23 protein-coding genes and 1 tRNA gene are annotated in these 18,784 nt (G+C 41.3%); 9 read left to right on the top strand and 15 right to left on the bottom strand.

Going from position 1 to position 18,784, the window contains the following annotated elements; translation table 11 throughout:
- Positions 1 to 98: 98 nt before the first annotated feature.
- From ACPZ3T_RS21510 to ACPZ3T_RS21490, 5 genes are all read left to right on the top strand, one after another.
- The gene (locus ACPZ3T_RS21510; protein ID WP_490271486.1) at positions 99 to 809 is read left to right on the top strand and encodes a LabA-like NYN domain-containing protein; all 711 of its coding nucleotides are present in this window, start codon (positions 99 to 101) and stop codon (positions 807 to 809) included.
- 193 nt (positions 810 to 1,002) lie between these two features.
- Complete coding sequence (locus ACPZ3T_RS21505; protein ID WP_490271485.1) at positions 1,003 to 1,716, top strand: response regulator transcription factor; 714 nt, start codon at positions 1,003 to 1,005, stop codon at positions 1,714 to 1,716.
- A complete protein-coding gene (locus tag ACPZ3T_RS21500) occupies positions 1,717 to 2,808 on the top strand; it encodes a sensor histidine kinase (protein ID WP_490271484.1) in 1,092 nt (363 codons plus the stop codon).
- 401 nt (positions 2,809 to 3,209) lie between these two features.
- Positions 3,210 to 4,631 (top strand): hypothetical protein, encoded by a 1,422-nt coding sequence (locus tag ACPZ3T_RS21495; protein WP_490270384.1) that lies wholly within the window; start codon positions 3,210 to 3,212, stop codon positions 4,629 to 4,631.
- A 613-nt stretch (positions 4,632 to 5,244) separates the two neighbouring features.
- Positions 5,245 to 5,532, top strand: coding sequence for a hypothetical protein (locus ACPZ3T_RS21490; protein WP_490271483.1), 288 nt, complete (start codon positions 5,245 to 5,247; stop codon positions 5,530 to 5,532).
- On the opposite strand, the gene rdgB is transcribed toward ACPZ3T_RS21490, so the two are convergent.
- From rdgB to ACPZ3T_RS21450, 8 genes are all read right to left on the bottom strand, one after another.
- Positions 5,521 to 6,096, bottom strand: coding sequence for an RdgB/HAM1 family non-canonical purine NTP pyrophosphatase (gene rdgB, locus ACPZ3T_RS21485; RefSeq protein ID WP_490271482.1), 576 nt, complete (start codon positions 6,094 to 6,096; stop codon positions 5,521 to 5,523). The two genes, ACPZ3T_RS21490 and rdgB, sit on opposite strands and share 12 nt — an antisense overlap.
- Positions 6,068 to 6,247 (bottom strand): hypothetical protein, encoded by a 180-nt coding sequence (locus ACPZ3T_RS21480; protein ID WP_490271481.1) that lies wholly within the window; start codon positions 6,245 to 6,247, stop codon positions 6,068 to 6,070. Before ACPZ3T_RS21480 ends, rdgB begins: the two co-directional genes overlap by 29 nt.
- Entirely contained in the window at positions 6,244 to 7,680 is a 1,437-nt protein-coding gene (locus ACPZ3T_RS21475) for a phosphoglucomutase/phosphomannomutase family protein (protein WP_490271480.1), read from the bottom strand. Before ACPZ3T_RS21475 ends, ACPZ3T_RS21480 begins: the two co-directional genes overlap by 4 nt.
- Before the next feature lie 132 nt (positions 7,681 to 7,812).
- Positions 7,813 to 8,331 (bottom strand): filament morphology membrane protein FcmC, encoded by a 519-nt coding sequence (fcmC, locus tag ACPZ3T_RS21470; RefSeq protein ID WP_490271479.1) that lies wholly within the window; start codon positions 8,329 to 8,331, stop codon positions 7,813 to 7,815.
- A 5-nt stretch (positions 8,332 to 8,336) separates the two neighbouring features.
- Positions 8,337 to 9,485: a filament morphology actin-like protein FcmB gene (gene fcmB, locus ACPZ3T_RS21465; RefSeq protein WP_490271478.1), complete on the bottom strand. Its 1,149-nt coding sequence runs from the start codon at positions 9,483 to 9,485 to the stop codon at positions 8,337 to 8,339.
- Between the two features lie 8 nt (positions 9,486 to 9,493).
- The gene (locus tag ACPZ3T_RS21460) at positions 9,494 to 9,649 is read right to left on the bottom strand and encodes a hypothetical protein (RefSeq protein WP_490271477.1); all 156 of its coding nucleotides are present in this window, start codon (positions 9,647 to 9,649) and stop codon (positions 9,494 to 9,496) included.
- A gap of 59 nt (positions 9,650 to 9,708) precedes the next feature.
- The gene (locus tag ACPZ3T_RS21455) at positions 9,709 to 10,326 is read right to left on the bottom strand and encodes a DedA family protein (protein ID WP_490271476.1); all 618 of its coding nucleotides are present in this window, start codon (positions 10,324 to 10,326) and stop codon (positions 9,709 to 9,711) included.
- A gap of 169 nt (positions 10,327 to 10,495) precedes the next feature.
- The gene (locus tag ACPZ3T_RS21450) at positions 10,496 to 11,578 is read right to left on the bottom strand and encodes a Gfo/Idh/MocA family oxidoreductase (RefSeq protein ID WP_490271475.1); all 1,083 of its coding nucleotides are present in this window, start codon (positions 11,576 to 11,578) and stop codon (positions 10,496 to 10,498) included.
- A 541-nt stretch (positions 11,579 to 12,119) separates the two neighbouring features.
- Here ACPZ3T_RS21450 and queC point away from each other — a divergent pair.
- Complete coding sequence (gene queC / locus ACPZ3T_RS21445) at positions 12,120 to 12,794, top strand: 7-cyano-7-deazaguanine synthase QueC (protein WP_490277313.1); 675 nt, start codon at positions 12,120 to 12,122, stop codon at positions 12,792 to 12,794.
- Here queC and ACPZ3T_RS21440 read toward each other — a convergent pair.
- The 3 genes from ACPZ3T_RS21440 to ACPZ3T_RS21430 form a co-directional block, all read right to left on the bottom strand.
- Positions 12,791 to 13,003, bottom strand: a complete 213-nt coding sequence (locus ACPZ3T_RS21440; RefSeq protein WP_490271474.1) for a hypothetical protein — start codon at positions 13,001 to 13,003, stop codon at positions 12,791 to 12,793. The two genes, queC and ACPZ3T_RS21440, sit on opposite strands and share 4 nt — an antisense overlap.
- A complete protein-coding gene (locus tag ACPZ3T_RS21435) occupies positions 12,993 to 14,339 on the bottom strand; it encodes a hemolysin family protein (protein WP_490271473.1) in 1,347 nt (448 codons plus the stop codon). Before ACPZ3T_RS21435 ends, ACPZ3T_RS21440 begins: the two co-directional genes overlap by 11 nt.
- A 153-nt stretch (positions 14,340 to 14,492) precedes the next feature.
- On the bottom strand, positions 14,493 to 15,194 hold the full coding sequence (locus ACPZ3T_RS21430; RefSeq protein ID WP_490271472.1) for a hypothetical protein: 702 nt from the start codon (positions 15,192 to 15,194) through the stop codon (positions 14,493 to 14,495).
- A 204-nt stretch (positions 15,195 to 15,398) separates the two neighbouring features.
- On the opposite strand from ACPZ3T_RS21430, the gene ACPZ3T_RS21425 reads away from it, so the two are divergent.
- A tRNA-Ile gene (locus ACPZ3T_RS21425) sits at positions 15,399 to 15,471 on the top strand.
- Between the two features lie 81 nt (positions 15,472 to 15,552).
- Here ACPZ3T_RS21425 and ACPZ3T_RS21420 read toward each other — a convergent pair.
- Positions 15,553 to 15,987, bottom strand: a complete 435-nt coding sequence (locus ACPZ3T_RS21420) for a hypothetical protein (protein ID WP_490271471.1) — start codon at positions 15,985 to 15,987, stop codon at positions 15,553 to 15,555.
- 101 nt (positions 15,988 to 16,088) lie between these two features.
- On the opposite strand from ACPZ3T_RS21420, the gene pyrE reads away from it, so the two are divergent.
- Positions 16,089 to 16,709, top strand: a complete 621-nt coding sequence (gene pyrE / locus ACPZ3T_RS21415; protein ID WP_490271470.1) for an orotate phosphoribosyltransferase — start codon at positions 16,089 to 16,091, stop codon at positions 16,707 to 16,709.
- Between the two features lie 123 nt (positions 16,710 to 16,832).
- Here pyrE and ACPZ3T_RS21410 read toward each other — a convergent pair whose 3' ends face one another.
- Positions 16,833 to 17,396, bottom strand: coding sequence for a methylmalonic aciduria and homocystinuria type D protein (locus ACPZ3T_RS21410; RefSeq protein WP_490271469.1), 564 nt, complete (start codon positions 17,394 to 17,396; stop codon positions 16,833 to 16,835).
- A gap of 201 nt (positions 17,397 to 17,597) precedes the next feature.
- On the opposite strand from ACPZ3T_RS21410, the gene ACPZ3T_RS21405 reads away from it, so the two are divergent.
- Positions 17,598 to 17,732, top strand: coding sequence for a hypothetical protein (locus ACPZ3T_RS21405; RefSeq protein ID WP_490271468.1), 135 nt, complete (start codon positions 17,598 to 17,600; stop codon positions 17,730 to 17,732).
- Positions 17,733 to 17,786: 54 nt separating this feature from the next.
- Here ACPZ3T_RS21405 and ACPZ3T_RS21400 read toward each other — a convergent pair whose 3' ends face one another.
- Both ACPZ3T_RS21400 and ACPZ3T_RS21395 read right to left on the bottom strand, forming a co-directional pair.
- On the bottom strand, positions 17,787 to 17,993 hold the full coding sequence (locus tag ACPZ3T_RS21400) for a glycogen debranching protein (protein WP_490271467.1): 207 nt from the start codon (positions 17,991 to 17,993) through the stop codon (positions 17,787 to 17,789).
- A 72-nt stretch (positions 17,994 to 18,065) separates the two neighbouring features.
- Positions 18,066 to 18,707, bottom strand: a complete 642-nt coding sequence (locus ACPZ3T_RS21395) for a MotA/TolQ/ExbB proton channel family protein (RefSeq protein WP_490271466.1) — start codon at positions 18,705 to 18,707, stop codon at positions 18,066 to 18,068.
- Positions 18,708 to 18,784 lie beyond the last annotated feature (77 nt).

Here is an 18,784-nt window from a genome sequence, read left to right as displayed (position 1 = left end):
ATTTGTATCAAGCAACTGCATATATTTTTTGCCTTACCACAGACAACCTATTGTCAATTATCCCAAAGCCTTGCGAGATTTAACATCCAGAGGAATCAATGACTAACCCTAGTTTTACCAAAGCAATAAATACATATCAACCCCTGTCCGAAGAACCAAATTTATCAGGGAAAGTGCAGATAAAAAATGGTCATAAAAACGAATCGACCAGACAGCGAGACACTAGAAATGATATCGCTGTCACCAATGATTCAAATCGTGGTCGAGTAGCAATTTTTATTGATGGTATCAATCTATTTAATGCAGCTTTGCAACTTGGTATCGAAATCGATTATCTGAAATTACTTTGTCGTTTAACCGCCGGTTCACGGTTATTAAGGGCATTTTTCTACACCGGAATTGATATTTCTCGCCCCAATAATAACCGTCCTCGGAACAACGACAAGCAACAGGGTTTTCTGTTTTGGATGCGTCGTAATGGTTATCGTGTAGTCACAAAAGACGTACAAGTTACAGATAACTCCAAAAAACCCAATTTAAACGTAGAAATTGCTGTAGATATGATTACCTTAGCTCCCTACTACGATACTGCGGTTTTAGTAAGTGGAGATGGAGATTTAGCCTATGCCGTCAACGCTGTCACGAGTACAGGGGTGCGGGTAGAAGTGGTGAGTTTGCGAACCATGACTAACGACTGTTTAATTGATGTTGCTGACTATTTTGTAGACCTCGATAGCATTAAGCAATATATTCAGAAAGATTCCCACATGGGGTATAGCTATCGGACTATGTCTCATTCTAATCTGTAGATTGGGGACTGGGGATTGGGGATTGGGTACTGGGAAATAGGGCATATCCTACACCCCTAAACCCCTAAACCCCTAAACCCCTACACCCCTACACCCCTAAACCCCTACACCCCTACACCCCTAAACCCCTACACCCCTAGAACTCAAGTAAAATAAAAATCCAGAAGCTCTGCGTATTTCAATCCTAATCAAAATGGATATTTTAATTGTTGAAGATGAATCAGAAATTGCTCAGTTAATTCAACATTCTCTAGAAAAAGAAGGATTTAGCTGTCGTATTAGCCGTGATGGTATCAATGCTTTGCGGCTATTTCAAGAGCAACCACCAGATTTAATTATCTTAGACTTAATGATTCCTGGGTTGGATGGTTTGGAGGTGTGCGCGAGGATTCGCCAAAAACCTGGTACAAAAGACCCTTATATTCTCATGTTGACAGCTAAGGGTGAAGAAATAGACCGGGTAATTGGTTTGTCTACGGGTGCGGATGATTATATGGTAAAACCCTTTAGCCCCAGAGAGTTAGTAGCTAGGGTGAGAGCTTTGTTGCGGCGTAGTTTACGACAGGGGGGACAAACTCAGGTAAATCGTACCCAACACTTTATAGTAGATGTAGACCAACGCACCGCCAGCCGCCAGATTAATTCCCAACCACCAGAAAGCCTAGACTTAACCACTCTAGAATTTAATTTATTAAGTACGTTTGTCAGTAATCCCGGTCGAGTTTGGAATCGTACCCAGCTAATTGACAAACTGTGGGGAGATAATTTCTTTGGTGATGAGCGGGTAGTAGATACTCATGTGGCAAGATTACGCAAAAAAATTGAACCTGATCCTGCTAATCCCACTTTTATTAAAACTGTAGTTGGAGTTGGTTATAAGTTTGAAGATACAGTAATTAGCCAGTAGATGAAATCTTTACCTTTAGCATCGCGTTTGTTTATTTCCCACTTGGTAGTGATGATAGTGGGGTTAATTAGTCTGGTAATTATTAGTAAGGTTTCTTCCCCCCGTTTTTTCATCTTACATTTAGAAAGATTAGAAAGTAGGGGATTTAATATCTTTCATAGTCGCACAGAATTAGTGCAGGGGTTTGAAATTGCTTGGCAACGTAGCACACTTTGGTCGGTGTTGGTAGGTGGTAGTGCGGCGGGAGGATTGAGTTATTGGGTTTCTCAACGCATTATGCAGCGATTAACGCAAATGGAGCAAATTACCCAACAATTTGCCTCTGGACATTTAGAAGCACGATTACCTTTATCTGACATTCCTGAACTAAATCGACTGGGGACTAGTTTTAATCGGATGGCGGATAGTTTGGAGGGTGTGGAAATACGACGACGAGAATTAATTGGTGATATGACTCATGAACTACGCACACCATTAACTGTGGTGCGTGGTTACTTGGAAGAACTGGCCGATGGCGCAATGGAAGCATCCCCTGAAGTTTATCGGCGGTTGGTGAAAGAAACTAGGCGTTTAGAGCGTTTAGTCAACGATTTACAAGAACTTTCTAAGGCGGAGGCTGGTTATTTACCAATTAATATTCAACCTGTGGATTTATATGCTTTGCTGGAGTCATTGGTAGAGAAATTTTCTGATCAGTTAATGGAAGATGGCCCCGTGCTGTGTTCGGAATTACCTCCACAATTACCAATGGTCTTAGCAGATATCGATCGCACTGAACAAATTTTAGTTAACCTATTAGGTAATGCCATCCGTTATACTGTCTCAGGCTCAATTACCATCCGTGCTTGGACTGAATTGGGTCAACTTTGGATTGCTGTAATTGATACAGGTATTGGTATTGCTCCAGAGGATTTACCTCATGTATTTGAACGGTTTTGGCGAGCTGATCAATCACGCGATCGCCATTCTGGAGGTACAGGTATTGGTTTAACTATTACCAAACGTTTGGTTGAATTACAAGGCGGTCAAATCTACGTAGAAAGTCAACTAGGAACAGGTACTACCTTTCGCTTTTGTTTACCTTTAGCATAATTCGTAATTCGTAATTCGTAATTCGTAATACCGCTACGCGGAAGCAAGCTACGTAATTCGTAATTGAGAAAGTCTGGCCTAGTCAGGCTTTTAGGGTTTGGATCTGTTTCATTAATTTATATTTGTTCTTTACTCTACACCCCTACACCCTTATACCCCTACACCCCCACACCTAGGCTGTTGACTTTGTCGGTTTTAAGGCAGAATTAGTTCATACAATAATTGTGTCGGAAAAATCCAGCAAAGTCAAAGTCTATGCAAGAGTTTAAAAGCCCAGTGAGTAGATTAGCGAGATTGTTCAAGAAAGGTAGAGAAAACTGGAAAGAGAAGGCGGTCGTAAAACAGAAGCAAATCAGAGCTTTAGAAATAAAAGTGAGAGACTTAACGGATTCGAGAGAGAAGTGGAAAAAGCGTGCGATGGCGGCAGAAGCAAGGTTAAAAAAACTGAAGTTGGAGGAGGAGAGCGAAAAAAAGCAGAAATCGAAAACCAATCAGCCGACATAGAATCGGAGATGGGTGAAACAGACTTAAAGATTAAGGGTCACTATTATGATGTAAAAACAATTCAGCAAGCGATACATTTGTTAATCAACAGTGGGATTAGTTTTAGAGGTGTAGAGAAAGTTTTTGAATTATTTAATGATTGTGAATCACAGGCAACTCCTAGCTTTAGCTGTATTAGAAAATGGTTAGGAAGAATAGCAATATATGAGTTAAAAAGAGAAAAAGAGTATCGCAGGGATTGGATTTACATTGTGGATTTTACTTTAGCATTGGGAAAACATAAAGCTTTAGTTGTGCTAGGGGTGTCACAGGAATACTTATTATCAAATGTAATTGAGGAAAAGAGGGGATTATCACATAAAGACGTAGAAATACTAGCAATAGAAATAATGGAGTCTACCAAAGGAGAAATCATAGAAAAGCAATTAGATAAAATTAGCCAAAGGGTGGGAGTACCAAGACAAATCGTTGCAGATAATAGTAGTGACCTAGCGCGTGGAATCAAGCTATATCAAGAAAATAATCCAGAGGTAATTTATACGCATGATGTGACTCACGCAATGGCATTACTATTAAAATATCAATTAGAATCAGATAAGAGATATCAATCATTTATCCAAAAGTGTAGCATATGTAGGCAGCAATTACAGCAAACAGAATTATCTTTTTTAGCTCCGCCATCACAGCGTTCTCAATGTCGTTATTTTAATATTGAAAGGCTAACTAATTGGGGAATTAAGTTATTAAACTCATCAGTGGAAACTCTAATTAGCCTGATTCCAGATATTGCCCCCACAGTGATTTATCAAAAAGTCAGAGATAAGTTGGGGTGGTTAAATGATTATCAATCAGATTTAATTAAATGGAATCAAATGGTATTGCTAACACGCCGTATCGAAACTGAGCTTAAACAATCAGGAATCAATCATGATTCTCTTGTGCATTTCGCAAATAATCAAGATAATTATGATGATAATTGTCTCCAGAAGCTTCAGCAAGATATTTTGGGTTATCTAGCTGTTCAATGTAACAAAATCAAGCATGAAGGTACTTTTTTGGCTACTTCTGATGTCATTGAATCACTCTTTGGAAAATACAAGCAATTTTCTGCTCGCTGTCCATTTAAAGAAATCAGTCAAATGCTACTAACCATATGTCTATCGACTATGGATTTAACAACTACTGTTGTTAAAAATGCACTTTTAAATATTAGCTTTGCTGATGTTGAAGCATGGTTTCTTCAGGTTTTTGGTCAGTCTTCGCTCTCGAAACGAAAAATATTATTTTCTCCTGATTACGAAGACACAGAAACTGCATGAACTTTTACCCCTAAAAAAAGTACAGAGTCAACAGCCTACCCCACACCCCTACACTTTCACATACAAGAAATTGTCATAACCTGGTTGTATCTACGTCATACCGAACTGTTAGGTTAAAAACAAGATACTTTCTTGAGGACTAGATGGTCATCTTACTTCTATGTCTACCTTAATTTTAGCTACATTCTTAGTCAGTTTAATTACTGTATCTGGTTACGCTGCGATCGCTGTTTTATTTCCTCAGAATCATTCCCAAGACTAATTGACGCAACTGGCATATTTTTTATGTATGTAGTGTGTGTGAAGCGGTGAAAGTATTTAAATGTAGTCATGATAGTTATACCGTCACGCACCAAGCATTGATTACGGCACTTGCGTAAGTCTTGTTAAACATCCTCTGAGAACAATTTAAGTATAATTACAGTTTCAGATATTTTCGGAATTATCATAGTATTTATCTGACTTGAAAATAGTATATTTCTATCAGTATATTTGTCTACAAAGGCATATAAAGATTACTTCTAAATATCAGATTCTTTTCTATTAAATACATTGTTTAATCACTCGATGCCCATTATTGTTTAAATATCAAAAAGCTTGAGGAGTAATCCCAATGCACCAAATACAATTAACCTTAGTGATTAGTTATCTGTTGATGAGTTGTTACTTTTTCGCTAACTGGTTACAGTTTACTTTGCGTCACCCTCATTCAACTCCTGAAGATAAATTTTTATCTTTTGTGATGTTCTTAATCACAACTATTTTTTGGCCTGTGATTGTTCCCGTGTCGTTGATAGAAGTTTTTCAGACACGGAAACTAGAACCAACCACGATAATTCCAGTCATTTTGGCAATGTTTGCTTTTAGTATTTCTTACTTAATTTCGGAATTATCTGTGTAATTTTGCCAATTGAGGAAGTAAAGTAGAGAAAGCCTGACCCCGATGACTAACTGATTTCTTTAATTGTGGTGTCATTTCAGCAAAAGTCAATTGCTTCTCTGGAACGTAAAAAATTGGATCGTAGCCAAAACCACCATCACCACGGGGTGCATGAAGAATTTCCCCAGGACAAATACCTTCAACTTGGATAGCAATATTACCATCAGGAGAGGCGATCGCTACTACACAGACAAACTGAGCTTTACGGTTAACTTCACTACCTAATTCCCTCAGTAATCGCTCAATCCGATCTGAGTCAGATTTTCCATAACGGGCAGAATATACCCCTGGTGCGCCGTTGAGAGCATCTACCTGTAAACCAGAATCATCCGCGATCGCCCAATGTCCTGTTGCTTGAGCAATTTGTGAAGCTTTGAGACAAGCATTCTCCGCAAAAGTATCGCCCGTCTCCTCAATTTCTAATTCTTCTGGCTTCAGTTGTAATTCCCAGCCAGTATCTTGAAGATAAGCTTGCATTTCCCGCAACTTACCCGGATTACTTGTAGCTACTACTAATATTGTCATTTGTCATTAATCGTAAGTTGATATTGGGCATTGGGAATAGGGCATTGGGCATTGGGAATGGGGCATAAGTTATTCTCTCTCTTGTCTCCCTTGTCTCCCTTGTCTCCCCCTGCCCCCTGCCCCCTGCTCCCCTGCCCTCTACCTTCTTCACTCTGCCCAGTGTTTCGCCCAGGCCAAAGTTTTATGTACTTCTTCGATGGTAGAGGCTTCGCAGTAGAGTCTTAATACTGGTTCTGTACCACTGAATCTGATCATTAACCAGCTATTGTCAGCAAGGCGGAATTTGTAGCCGTCAATGGCTTTACAATCAATTACGGCTTTGCCTGCAATTTCTGTTAAGGGTTGAGTTTCTAGTTGTTGCAAAAGACGCGCCCTAACTTCCATGCTGGCTAAGGGTAAGTCAATGCGATCGTAAGCAGAACTAAAGCCTGTTTGCTGTTGTAGGTGACGATAATAATCACCTAAATCTTGCCCAGATTCAGCGATCGCCTCTAAAACATACAATGCTGATAATAGGGCATCTCGTTCGGGTATATGGCTACCATAACCAATACCTCCCGATTCTTCCCCACCTAACAAGACTGGTGCAGCTAACATCCGATCCGCAATATATTTGTAACCCACTGGTGTCTCAAATACAGACAGGTTATGTAATTCTGCTACCTTGGGAATTAAATCTGAACCACTGACGGTTTTGACGATTTCCCCTGTAAAGTTGCGTCTTTGGGTTAAATGGTCGATTAATATCGGGATGAGTACTTGGGAACTCAAGAAATTGGCATTACCATCAACAGCAGCAATGCGATCGCAATCTCCATCAAAGACTAAGCCGACTGTTAAACCTGATGGATGGCTATCACGATGAGTTTTGATCACATCAAAAAGTTCGGAAAGATATTTCGGTAAGGGTTCAGGCGCACCACCACCAAATAAAGGATCACGGCTACTATTAATTTCTTGGACGCGTTCACCTAATAATCTACCCAAACCACTGGCGGCTGCACCGTGCATCACATCAGCAAATACGGTGAGTTTACCAGAGGCGATCGCTTCCCTGAGTTTGGTAATGTTAACTTTTTTTTCTAAGCCTTGGGTGTAACTCGGCCAAGGGTCAAACTGATCTAACTTACCGGGGGTAGCTATTGGTGTTACACCTGTGGATAACAGTGCTTCTATATCTTTTGTGACTTCTGGTGAAACTGAACCACCAAAATAACCTTTGACTTTTAATCCTAGATAAGCCCCTGGGTTATGACTAGCTGTAATCACTAATGCCCCTAAAGCATTGAGTTGTTTAGCTGCCCAACTAAAAGCCGGGGTTGGGGCATAACTTTCACTTAGGAGTACATCAAAACCGACTGCGGTGACAGAATTGGCGACAACACGGGCAAATTCTTCGGCCATAAATCGGCGATCGTAACCCACAATAATTGTGCGGCTACCCACCGTCGAGAAGTATGTATCATACAATACTTTTGCTGCAACTGGTGCGACTAAAGCCAGACGTTCAAAGGTGAACTCATCACCAATCACGCCCCTCCAGCCGTCCGTACCAAACTTAATTGGGCTAGTTATAACTGGCATTTCGGTATCCTCAGCATACACTTGAGGATTTTAGCATTTGTACAGTTGGGCAGGTAACAAAAGGGACTCATGCCCAATGTCCCATGCCCAATGCCCCATGCCCTGTTCCTGAAGTTTTTTTATGATGTTTTCTTAAAAATCATCAAGAAACTGACTTAAACGACTAATTAAGGGGTCAACTTCTTCAGGAGGGTTAACAGGATAACTAGTGGTATTCGTATTGGTAGTTGTAGTAGTGCTAGGATTAACTGCTTCTACTGCTGGTGCAGGTGGAGGGGAAGAATAAATCACGGGTCGCTCTGTCACCGTGATAGCGAGATGCGCCAGTTGTTGCGTTAACTGCAATACCTGGCGTTCTAGTGCTTCTAGACGATTTGATTCTTTGGCAAAAAAACGTTCCTCAAGGTCAGCTACTTGACGTTGCAGGTCATCGATTTTTTGTTCAACCGCGCCTGTTGCTGCCGTGTTGAAACCAGGTTTTACAGATTCCGGTACGCATAGAGTTTGCCACAAGGCTTCTTTACAGAGGTCACTGAAAGTTTTGTCTGGTTGTTTTTCTAGATAGTTTTCTACAACCGCTAACAAGCTTTCGTCAGCGACCTCTGGGTTGAACGTAACCGATTTAACTACTTTTTTTGACCATTGGAACATTCTGTTTAAGCCCTAGAAGAGCGACTGGCGGATAATTGCGCCTCTCCATAAATATACTGCCCTAAAGCGTTAGCTTGTCGAGAAGGAGCTGATAGGTGGGCGTTAATTTTGGCTTCTTTGAGTAGACGTTGTACATCTTCCCAGAAAAATTCGCCACCGCCACCGGTGATAATCACATCGGTGACACGTTCTGGCAGCCAAGCTAACACACGGCTGCAAATTTCTCGTGAGAACTGCTCGGTTAAGTTGGGGAGAAAGTCATCTAGGTTGGTAGGCTTGCTTGCGCCTTTGGGACGGTAGAAGCGATCGCCTTTGGGTTTGTTGACGGCAGAAATCAAAGCTAGAGATTGACTATCTGCGCTCTCAATTTCGGCTGCTACCATTTCATAGAACTTGCTCATACCAAAGTCTTCGCTCTTGGAAGCACCGCGAGCAAATCGGAAGTTATCTACCATGAGTAAATCAATGGTTTGGTGTCCGATATCTACAATTGCCACCGATATTTTTGTAAAATCAGGGCTGCTTCCGCCTTTTTTGGGTTGGGCTTCTGACCATAACAAACTGCCATAGCCTTCTGGCATTACCCAAACTTTGGTGATATTCAAAGATAAAGATTCACCACGGAAGTTCAACACATGGGGCCCGGTGACTTGGCTGATTAACTGAGCTTTTTCTCGTTCAAATTGTTCTAGGGAGAGGAAAGGTAAACCCAAAACTACAGAAATTTCATCTTTGAGTTTAAAGTAGCCAGCACAGGACAAAACTTTTACTAAAGCATCTTCTACTTTGGACTGGCCAACTCCTAAGTTAGCCCCAAAGTCTGCTGCTAATTGACCAACGGCGTAGCCTTTGCCTTGATACTCTAGCCATAAATCCATCAGAGGGTCGGTAGCGCGAGCTTCAAACACGCCACCGCGTACCTGTTCGATGGACATTTGCTTAACGTTGGCAGGTACGAACATGACATTGTTGGGTTCACGGCTCACACAGGTTTTTGTGGAGGTTCTGCCCAAATCGACACTGAGAATAGATTTGCCCAAACCGTTATTAGATTTAGGTACTGTGGTGGTATTGATGGGGGTAGATGCTGTCACCCTGTTGAGAGGGATAGCAGCAGCATTCATTGGGGTAGCGGCGGAAGGTTGGTCAGTCATACAAGCTCCTAGTCCTTACTTAACTGTAAAAAGTTACCATGCCTATCGTACAAATATGCGGGATACCAGAAATTTTCAGCTTCGTCAAGTGTAACTACAAATACGCCAAATTTTAAAGTTTTAATAAAATTTAGGCGATCGCTTTCTTCACTATTATTGGGCATAGTGTAGGCGAATTTTTACCAGATGTAACCCCCAGTTGCCAACTAAAAGTAACTGTTTTTCAAATTCTCCTGTTTCTGGCCTTACGTTTGAGTATCCAGCCGACAAATGCTAAAACCAAAATCCCAAGTACAATTTTGGATACAGGGGCTAGGTACTTATCCACCAGTTCATACTGACTACCCAATATATATCCTGAGTATGTTAGCAAACCAACCCAAGCTGCGCTACCTAATGTTGTATAAAATAAAAATGGTAGCAAGTGCATATTGCTCATCCCTGCTGGTACGGAAATCAAAGTCCGCACCCCTGGCACTAGACGACCAATCAACACGGCTTTATTACCTTGATAATCAAACCACCGCTTGGCTTTGGTAATATCCCGGTTAGATACACTAATCCACTTGCCATACTTTCTCGCCCAGATTTTCAACCGCCTTTCACCTAAAAACTTACCGGGATAATACCAAATTAGTGCGCCAGTCACAGAACCAAATAATCCCGACAAAAACACACCCAAGATATTGAGATGGGAATTGGGTAGATTGGCTGCATACCCTGCTAGTGGCATAATCAATTCTGAAGGAATTGGCGGAAACAAATTCTCCACAAACATCAATAGGGCAATTCCTCCATAGCCCAAAGATTCAATAATATTTTTGATCCAATCTGATGACATAACATAGAATATTTACTTAAAAACTTGTAAGTTAGGTTTGTAGTAAGGACTTTAGTCCTTAAGCTTTTGAGGACTAAAGTCCTCACTACGAACAACTAAAAACTAAAAAGGTAAAAGTCAAATTTTTTACTTTTGACTTTTACCTTTTGCCTTTTACCTGGGGACTTGTCTACACTGTGGGAGTTAATGATTGCACTCTCGATTCAGATTCCCAATCTAACGGATTCCATACCCGTTCTTCCAAAGCCATCTGCTCAATTAAACTAGCTAATCTCAAAGCTTTCAGTGCTTGTTCACCACCCACAGAAGGCTGATTACCACCGTGTACGCAGTTGACAAAATGTTCTAATTCTGCACTTAAGGGTTGAATATTAGTACTATAAACTTTTTCAATCACACCATCTTGCCGATACAACACTTGCTTATGATCGTTAAGAGAATTAGCGGCTGTTTGACGATGAATTAAAATTTCATTTTTGAGAAAATCTGCTTCAGTAAATGAGTTTTTACAGTGAGCGACAATACGGCGGATTTTGCGGTGTGTGACTTTGCTGGCTGTCAGAGTGGCAACAATGCCATTAGCAAATCCCAAGGTAGCAGTCACATAATCTAAATAACCGGAGTCTAAGGAGCGAGTGCCGCTAGCGGTCAATTTGGTGACTGGTGAACCTGCTAGTTCCAACAACAAATCAATGTCGTGAATCATCAAATCTAGCACGACTGAAACATCATTAGCTCTGTCTGAGTAAGGACTCATGCGATGAGCTTCCAGTGCTAGAACTTCTTCTGTTTGTAGCACCTTGTGCAGTTCGCGGAAGGCGGGATTAAATCGCTCAATATGACCTACTTGCAGGATACACTGAGATTCAGCCGCAGCATTCACTAAGGATTCTGCTTCCGAAATACTAGCAGCGATGGGCTTTTCAATTAAAACATGAATGCCTGCCAAAAGACAGTTGATGCCCACAGCATAATGCAAGCGAGTGGGAACAGCTATGCACACCGCTTCTACATGGGGGAGTAGGTCACAGTAATCTTCAAAAAAACGCACCTTGTATTTACTAGCGGTTTCTAAGCCTCGTTCAACATTAATATCTGATACGCCGACTAGTTCAACATCCTTCATTGAACTCAGTGTGCGGGTGTGATGTTGTCCCATGTTACCTACGCCGATTACACCTATACGAATCGGTCGTGGCTGGTTGCGCTGTGTGTATGAATTTGGTTCTGCCACTGACATGCTATTTTGCACTATTGTTCTCTCCTCAACCACCAAATTTAGAGACGCTATGGCCGTTGGCGTTTATACTTGACAGCCAGTTATGCTCCGTCTAAAACCATCCAGATGGTAACATAGAGGCCTTGTTTATGAAGAATTTCAAAGTTTGTAATCAGTTCCCGTAATTCGCTGTCTTTTGTATCGACTTTGCTGAATTGTTCGGTTTTCCTGGTTTACACAAACCGAAATATGCCTTTTTATTACCTTTAAAACTTCAGTAGTTCTAAGTGTGAATTTTTAAAAGACAGTTAGATAATAGTTGATCTGGATGAAAGATTAGCAATTCCATTGTGAGGAAAACTACAGATTAATTAACAACAATATCATACTGGAATACTGACATAAAAAAAGATTTATCTAAGATGTCTACCACAGTTATACCCTGATGATTTTTGGATAATTATTTGCATTCCTGACAGATTTGTCCAATGATTTTTACGGATGCTAATCAGGAAAACCAAGTTCTTAGGGGTAATTTTGATTGAGCGATTTAAATTCAAAATTAACGACGCAAATGAAAGCTGTAATTTTGTTGTCTGGGGGATTAGATTCTTCCACAATTCTTTACCGAGCCAAGGCTGATGGTTGTGAGTGTTACTCGATGTCCTTTGATTACCAACAGCGACATCGCCGAGAGTTACATTCAGCTTTACTGGTGGCACAAACAGCTGGGGTTGTACAACATCAGCTAGTAAACTTTGATTTAAGGCAATGGGGTGGTTCAGCATTGACTGACGATGCGATCGCTCTACCTCAAGCCCGTTCTCTAGATGAGATGTCACAAAATATTCCTGTTACCTACGTACCTGCACGGAATACAATATTTTTAAGTTTTGCTCTAGCCTATGCAGAAGCGATCGCAGCTGAACGAGTTTACATTGGAGTCAACGCCTTAGATTATTCAGGATATCCTGACTGTCGTCCTGATTATATCCAAGCCATGCAAGAAGTTTTCCGACTCGGAACTAAACAAGGACGCATCGGACAACCAATCCAAATCGTTGCCCCATTGCTGGAACTGAAAAAGACCGAAATTATTCAACTTGGCAACCAATTAGGAGTTCCTTGGGAACTAACATGGTCTTGCTACGCCGGTGGTGATGTAGCTTGCGGTGTCTGTGATTCTTGCCGTTTACGACTAGCCGCTTTCCGAGAATTAGGATTACAAGATCCATTACCCTATGCTTAAATTGCGCATTGGGAATTGGGAATTGGGCATTGGGAATTGGGAATTGGGGTAAATCTTTCTACCTTGTCTACCTTGTCTACCTTGTCTCCCCCTGCACCCTGCTCCCTGCCCCCTGCTCCCTGCCCCCTGCTCCCTGCCCCCTGCCCCCTGCACCCTGCACCCTGCTCCCTGCTCCCTGCCCCCTGCTCCCTGCCCCCTCTATTCCTCAAATCGTCGCAATTGAATCTGATGCAGACGCGGCCCATCAACAGATACAACGGTAAATTCCAAGTTTTCATAACGGCAGATTTCACCAATGTTGGGCATTTTCTGCAATTGGTAGAGTAAAAAACCAGCTAAGGTTTGATATTCCTTGGTTAAAGGTAGATTAAGATGTAAAACTTCATTGAGGTCTTCTAAGTTAACTTGGGCTTGTACCAAAAATGTTTGGGGGTCTATCATCTCAATGAGTAAATCGTCACTGGTTTGGGATTCTCCAGCGTGACCAATAATTTCCGCAATTACGTCTTGAATTGTCAAAAGTCCTACCGTTCCGCCAAATTCATCCACAACTATGACCATAGCTGGTTTTTCCTGCTGCATCATGGGCAAAAGTTCACTTAGCGGGGTAATTTCCGGTACGAAGCGAGTGGGACGCATCCAAGCTTGAATTTGGCTGTGTAAATGGAGTTGCCCTGTAGCTAAGGGTTTGGCTAAATCTCGAAAGTAAACAATTCCCCGAATGTCGTCTAAAGATTCACCAATAACGGGATAACGAGAATGACCAGTAGAGAGCATTTCCTGTAGTAAAGTCTCAAAAGTAGCATCTTTAGATAGAGAGACAATACCGGTACGGGGAATCATCACATCTTGGGCTGTGACATCACCAAATTCAAAAACATTATTCAGCAGTTCTCTTTCTGTGGTTTCTAAGCCGGTAGACTCATATTCTGTAGAGATAATTAGCTGTAATTCTTCAGGAGTTACGGGTGGCCTCCAGCTTTGACCTGTGTATTCTATTCCAAATAGTCGCAACAGGTAACTAGTGGATTGGTTGAGAATCCAGATAAAGGGGCTGAAAAACCGCACGATCGCTTTAAAGGAAGACCCTAAAAAACGTGCTAACTGTTCAGAATACAGCATAGCTACTGATTTAGGACATAACTCCCCTAAAACAATTTGTAGATAGGCGACTAAAAAAAAGGTGAGAGGAATTGAGAGGGAATGAGCGATTGCATTATTTATATTGACAGGTACAGGCAAAGATTTCAGCCATGAACCAATCACTACCACAATTGAACTTTCACCAATCCACCCCAGAGCCAAACTAGAAAGGGTAATACCTAACTGTGTTGTTGATAATACTCTATCAATACTACGTTGCAGTGATTCGACCGCGATCGCTGGCACATCCCCTGCTTGCACCAACTGATGAATACGCGATCGTCGCACTGTCACTATAGAAAATTCTGCTGTTACAAAAAAAGCATTGATTAAAATCAGCAGTAGTACTGATAACAACCGCAGCCCCACATCTGTCAAACTCAAACTAGGAAATTCGTTCACCGCCACAGCTCATACAACACTATTCCTATTGGGCATTGGGCATCGGGCATTGGGCATTGGGCAGAAAAATTCAAAATTCAAGAGTTATTCTCTACCTTGTCTACCTTGTCTACCTTGTCTCCCCCCGCTCCCTGCCCCCTGCCTCCCCAATTCCTATCTATCTACGGGAATATTCGATACCTCTAGCTTCAGTTTTTGATCAGGATAATCTGTCAAAGAGAGGGATACTTTCTTGACATCATCTAATAAAGCTGTAGGGATGCTGACTGTACCAGAAAATGGCGAACCATTGGCTGGTAGTTCTGCTGGTAAACCCTCGGTGCTAGCACTGAGAGTTCTACCTTTATCGTCAGTAACATCTAAGAAACTATACAAAAAGCGCACAGAATCAGCCCCTTTGTTCTGCATTTTGACTCTTAGGAGTAAATCACCACCAGAATAACGAGCTGACTGCACTGCAAAAGTTACGCCTTCGCTTTCGGCAGTCACTGGAAATCCGGGTTGGAGTTTTTCTTCCGCTACCGTCTCAGACTTCTGTTTTTGCTTCTGCTTGCTGCTGTTAATCTCCTCATCGTCTTCATCTAGTTGATTTGATTTAGCAGCCTTGGCTTTACCTTCAATTCGCGCCTTCACATTTTTGAGAATTTCTTCTTCTTTTAAGAATGTCACTTCTCCCGATTGCGCGCTATTAGACTTAGTACTAGCAAATTTGCTAGTGGGGCGGCCATCTGGTGTGGTCACACCTTTGAGTGCAGAACTGCCAAAGCTAAACCCTAAAAAGGCACTGACTGAACCTGCGCTCAACATTAGGATTAACAAAACCAGAGTAAGAACTACCGTAGAATTTATCTTCATCGCTGACAAGCTATTGCAAAAGAATGCTGGTCTATATTAACTAGAGTCTATTAAGAGTGTTAAAGCTCTATCCTTAAATCTTTAAGATAACTTAATTAATCATAGTCTGGAGTATCACATAAATAAATTATGTTGTATAAAAACCAGTAAGATCATTGACGATCGCACACAAACAGCAAATAATAAGATACAATTTAGTTCTAACCAGGGTTGGCCGAGCGGTTGAGGCAGCGAACTCATAATTCGCCCAAGGCAGGTTCAACTCCTGCACCCTGGATTTAGTAGGGTGTGTCACTAGTGTTTCTCCTAGTTACACACCCTAAACTTTTTTGGATAAAAATCCCTCACCTCAGCAGTCCTATGGCTGTAATGAAGTATCAAAGCGAAATTCTGTCCCTACCTTTAATTTGTGAGCATTCAAGCGAGGAGACATCAGTAGGGATGAATTATAGGGATTTGGTAAATCAGGTGTACGTAGATAAGGATCATTCATTGACTGCTGTGTCAATACATCTCTGTAAAGAGTGTTGAGCAATTCTGCATCACGGGCAATTTCGTTTTCCGGGAAAGAATTACGAAAACCAGAACCAGAACCCAAAAATGAGTCTAATTGACGCTTGGCTGTGCTATTTTCATAAAAATTGCGATCGTGGCGAAAATAAGCTCGCTCAAATACATCATTTGTGCTTTCATAGTTGGGTACTTCTGACTCAGCATTAGCGATCGCCGGCGCAACCATACTAGTAGCTAAAAGCACCAATAAGCCACAGAGAGACTTAAATTTGATACCCATCTTGCTTGCTCCTCAATTTTTGGGTAAATCTTAACTTATGCTTAAGTTCAGAACTCTCATGAGTTCAACCTTTGGTGTAGCATAACTTTTACTGTTTTGTAATGACGTATTCTACTGAAACCCTTACCCAGTCAGATATTTGGGCAGCTACTGCCGATGTCAACACTTTGCGTCAAAAACTGCTGGATTTATTCTGTCAACTTGCCTATCAAGAAGGTGATTTTGTTCTTTCTTCTGGACAACCGAGTTCTTATTACATCAATGGTAAGCAAGTAACACTCCATCCCCAAGGTGCTTTAGCAATTGGGCGCATTCTCTTATCTTTATTATCTTCAGAGACTCAAGCTGTAGCTGGTTTAACCCTAGGGGCTGATCCGATTGTATCGGCAGTGAGTGTAGTTTCTGCCTATGAAAATCGACCAATCCCGGCTTTGATTATTCGCAAAGAAGCGAAAGGTCATGGCACTAAAGCTTATATTGAAGGGCCAAATTTACCTGAAGGTGCAAAGGTGGTGGTGTTGGAAGATGTCGTCACTACTGGACAATCAGCCATGAAAGCCGTTGAAAGACTCAGGGCGGCTGGTTATGTTGTCGATGAAGTCATTTCATTAGTAGATAGACTTCAAGGAGGAGCAGAATTTTATGAGTCTGTTGGCTTAAAATTTGAGGCGGTGTTTACTATTAAAGACCTTCAGGAACGGTATCGGGAATTGGGTAATTAATTCAGGAATTTAGGACACTTCCAGAAAATAAATTATTTCTCCCTTATCTCCCTTGTCTCCCTTGTCTCCCTTGTCTCCCTTGTCTCCCCCCGCCGCCCTGTCTACACACTGATAGGATATATTTCAAGTTGTACCTTCCTCTTGCCAGCCGTGGATGAGTGCTACACTTTTGATCGCCAATTCCAGAATGATGGGTGGTGCAGTGGAGATAAAGATACTGGGATAAACGGCTGTCCCCCAAGTGGGATGAACTAATACACAACATTTATTTTTCAATACTGGGTAGTGAAGTAAAGCTTTGACAACTGCTGTGTCATTGTGAGGTATTTCACCAGGACGAGAAAAGAGGGGATAGCCGGTACGGGGGTCGATGAGGTCAGCACAATAACCGCGATCGCGCAGGTTAAAGGCTAAATCACAGCCAAATCGCATAAATTTGGCTCGCAAACGTTCTTTTTCTATTTCCGTTTCTGGGGTGATCTTTACTAAAGGATATTGCGATCGCTGTAAAACAATCACGACCCAAAATAGAGGTTGTTGTTGCCAATCTGGGAATATCCGATCGCGGTTGGCACAGATATACTGACTGGGGGAATGAATCGAAATTTGAACAGCTTGTCCCGGTTTGCCAACCAAACTAATGGGACTGGTTGGTGTTGCAGCATAAACTGGATAATAGTTCACCACATTGATTCGGTTTCTGCAAATTTGTAATTGATTATTTAAAATTGATGATAACTCTTAATAATTACAAAAAATCATCAAGAGATCAGGAAAATTTATTTCCTGATCAAACTATGATGAATAAATTGTCAAGTCTTAATGTATTTTTTAATTTTTATTAACGTAAACCAATTAAGGGATTTCCAATAAAAAAATAATCAATCTTTGAGCAGGGGGCAGGGGGCAGGGGTAGACAAGGGAGACAAGGGAGACAAGGGAGAAATATTTACGCCAATGCCCAATGCCCAAAATTCTTTAATTTTGAATTTTGAATTGGAGCGTTCCCGTAGCGTCTCGTAGAGAAGCGACTTGATGAGACTTTAACCAATAGAGATCGTAAATTTTTTCACTACCTTAATCGAGTTTTAAAGCATTAACTGGCACTTCATCCCAAGAATCAACTTTCCGCAAACGGGCTACCCAACCTGATGCCTTTTGTATATCAGTCAAATTACCCTCAAAGGACTCATGACAATCTTTAGCTTGAGATTCATCACAACAAGCAATACAAGCGTGAATCATTCCAGAGGGATCGATTTGCTCATTTACCCAGATAGTCATAGACTTTTCTCCGCAAGATAATTTATTTTTTTAATATACTCAGTTAAGGGTTAAAACCTGAATAATTTCTCATCAAAACTTATCTTTTCGTTCATAACGACGACGGTAAAGTAATTCTAGTTGTCCGCCATATTCTTGAATCCGGCCAATTTCACGCTGATAGAGTCCTCGGAAGGTGTTAGCAAAAAAGAGGGTGAATATAGCCACAACTAGTCCTGATGCTGTAGAAACTAAGGCCTCACTAATACCTGCTGTGACATCTGCGGTTTTTGTTCCGCCTACATCACCGATATCTAAAGAAGCAAATGATGTAATTAATCCTAAAACCGTGCCCAACAAACCTAAAAGCGGTGCTAAACCGATAATTGTGTCAAAAATATTTTGGAAGCGTTTTAGTATTGGGATCTCAGCTTGTGCTTCACTTTCTAAAGCTAATCGAAAATCTTCTGGGGTTGCGTCTTCTAACTCTAAAGCAGTTAAAAAAATCCGTGCTATAGGTAAATCTGTATTTTGCTGCAACTTATCTACAGCACTGACGACATTATCTAGACGGTAAAGCTTCAGAACTTCTTGGACTACACGGTTTTGTTTACCAACGATTTTTGCCCAAAACCTAATTCGTTCGATAATCAAGGCTACTGCTAACACCGAAAATCCCAGCAGTGGCCACATAACCACGCCACCGGCTGTAAATAAATTATTAATAATCGCCATCTACTGCTACTCACTTGGATCAATGTCAACTTAGGTTAGCAGATTACTAGAGCCAAGAAAAAAGACAGCCGATCTTA

The organism is Aliinostoc maniaoense (genome assembly GCF_058172895.1).
Note: the sequence above shows the minus strand (reverse complement) of the source record. Positions and strands in the feature narration are given on the sequence as shown.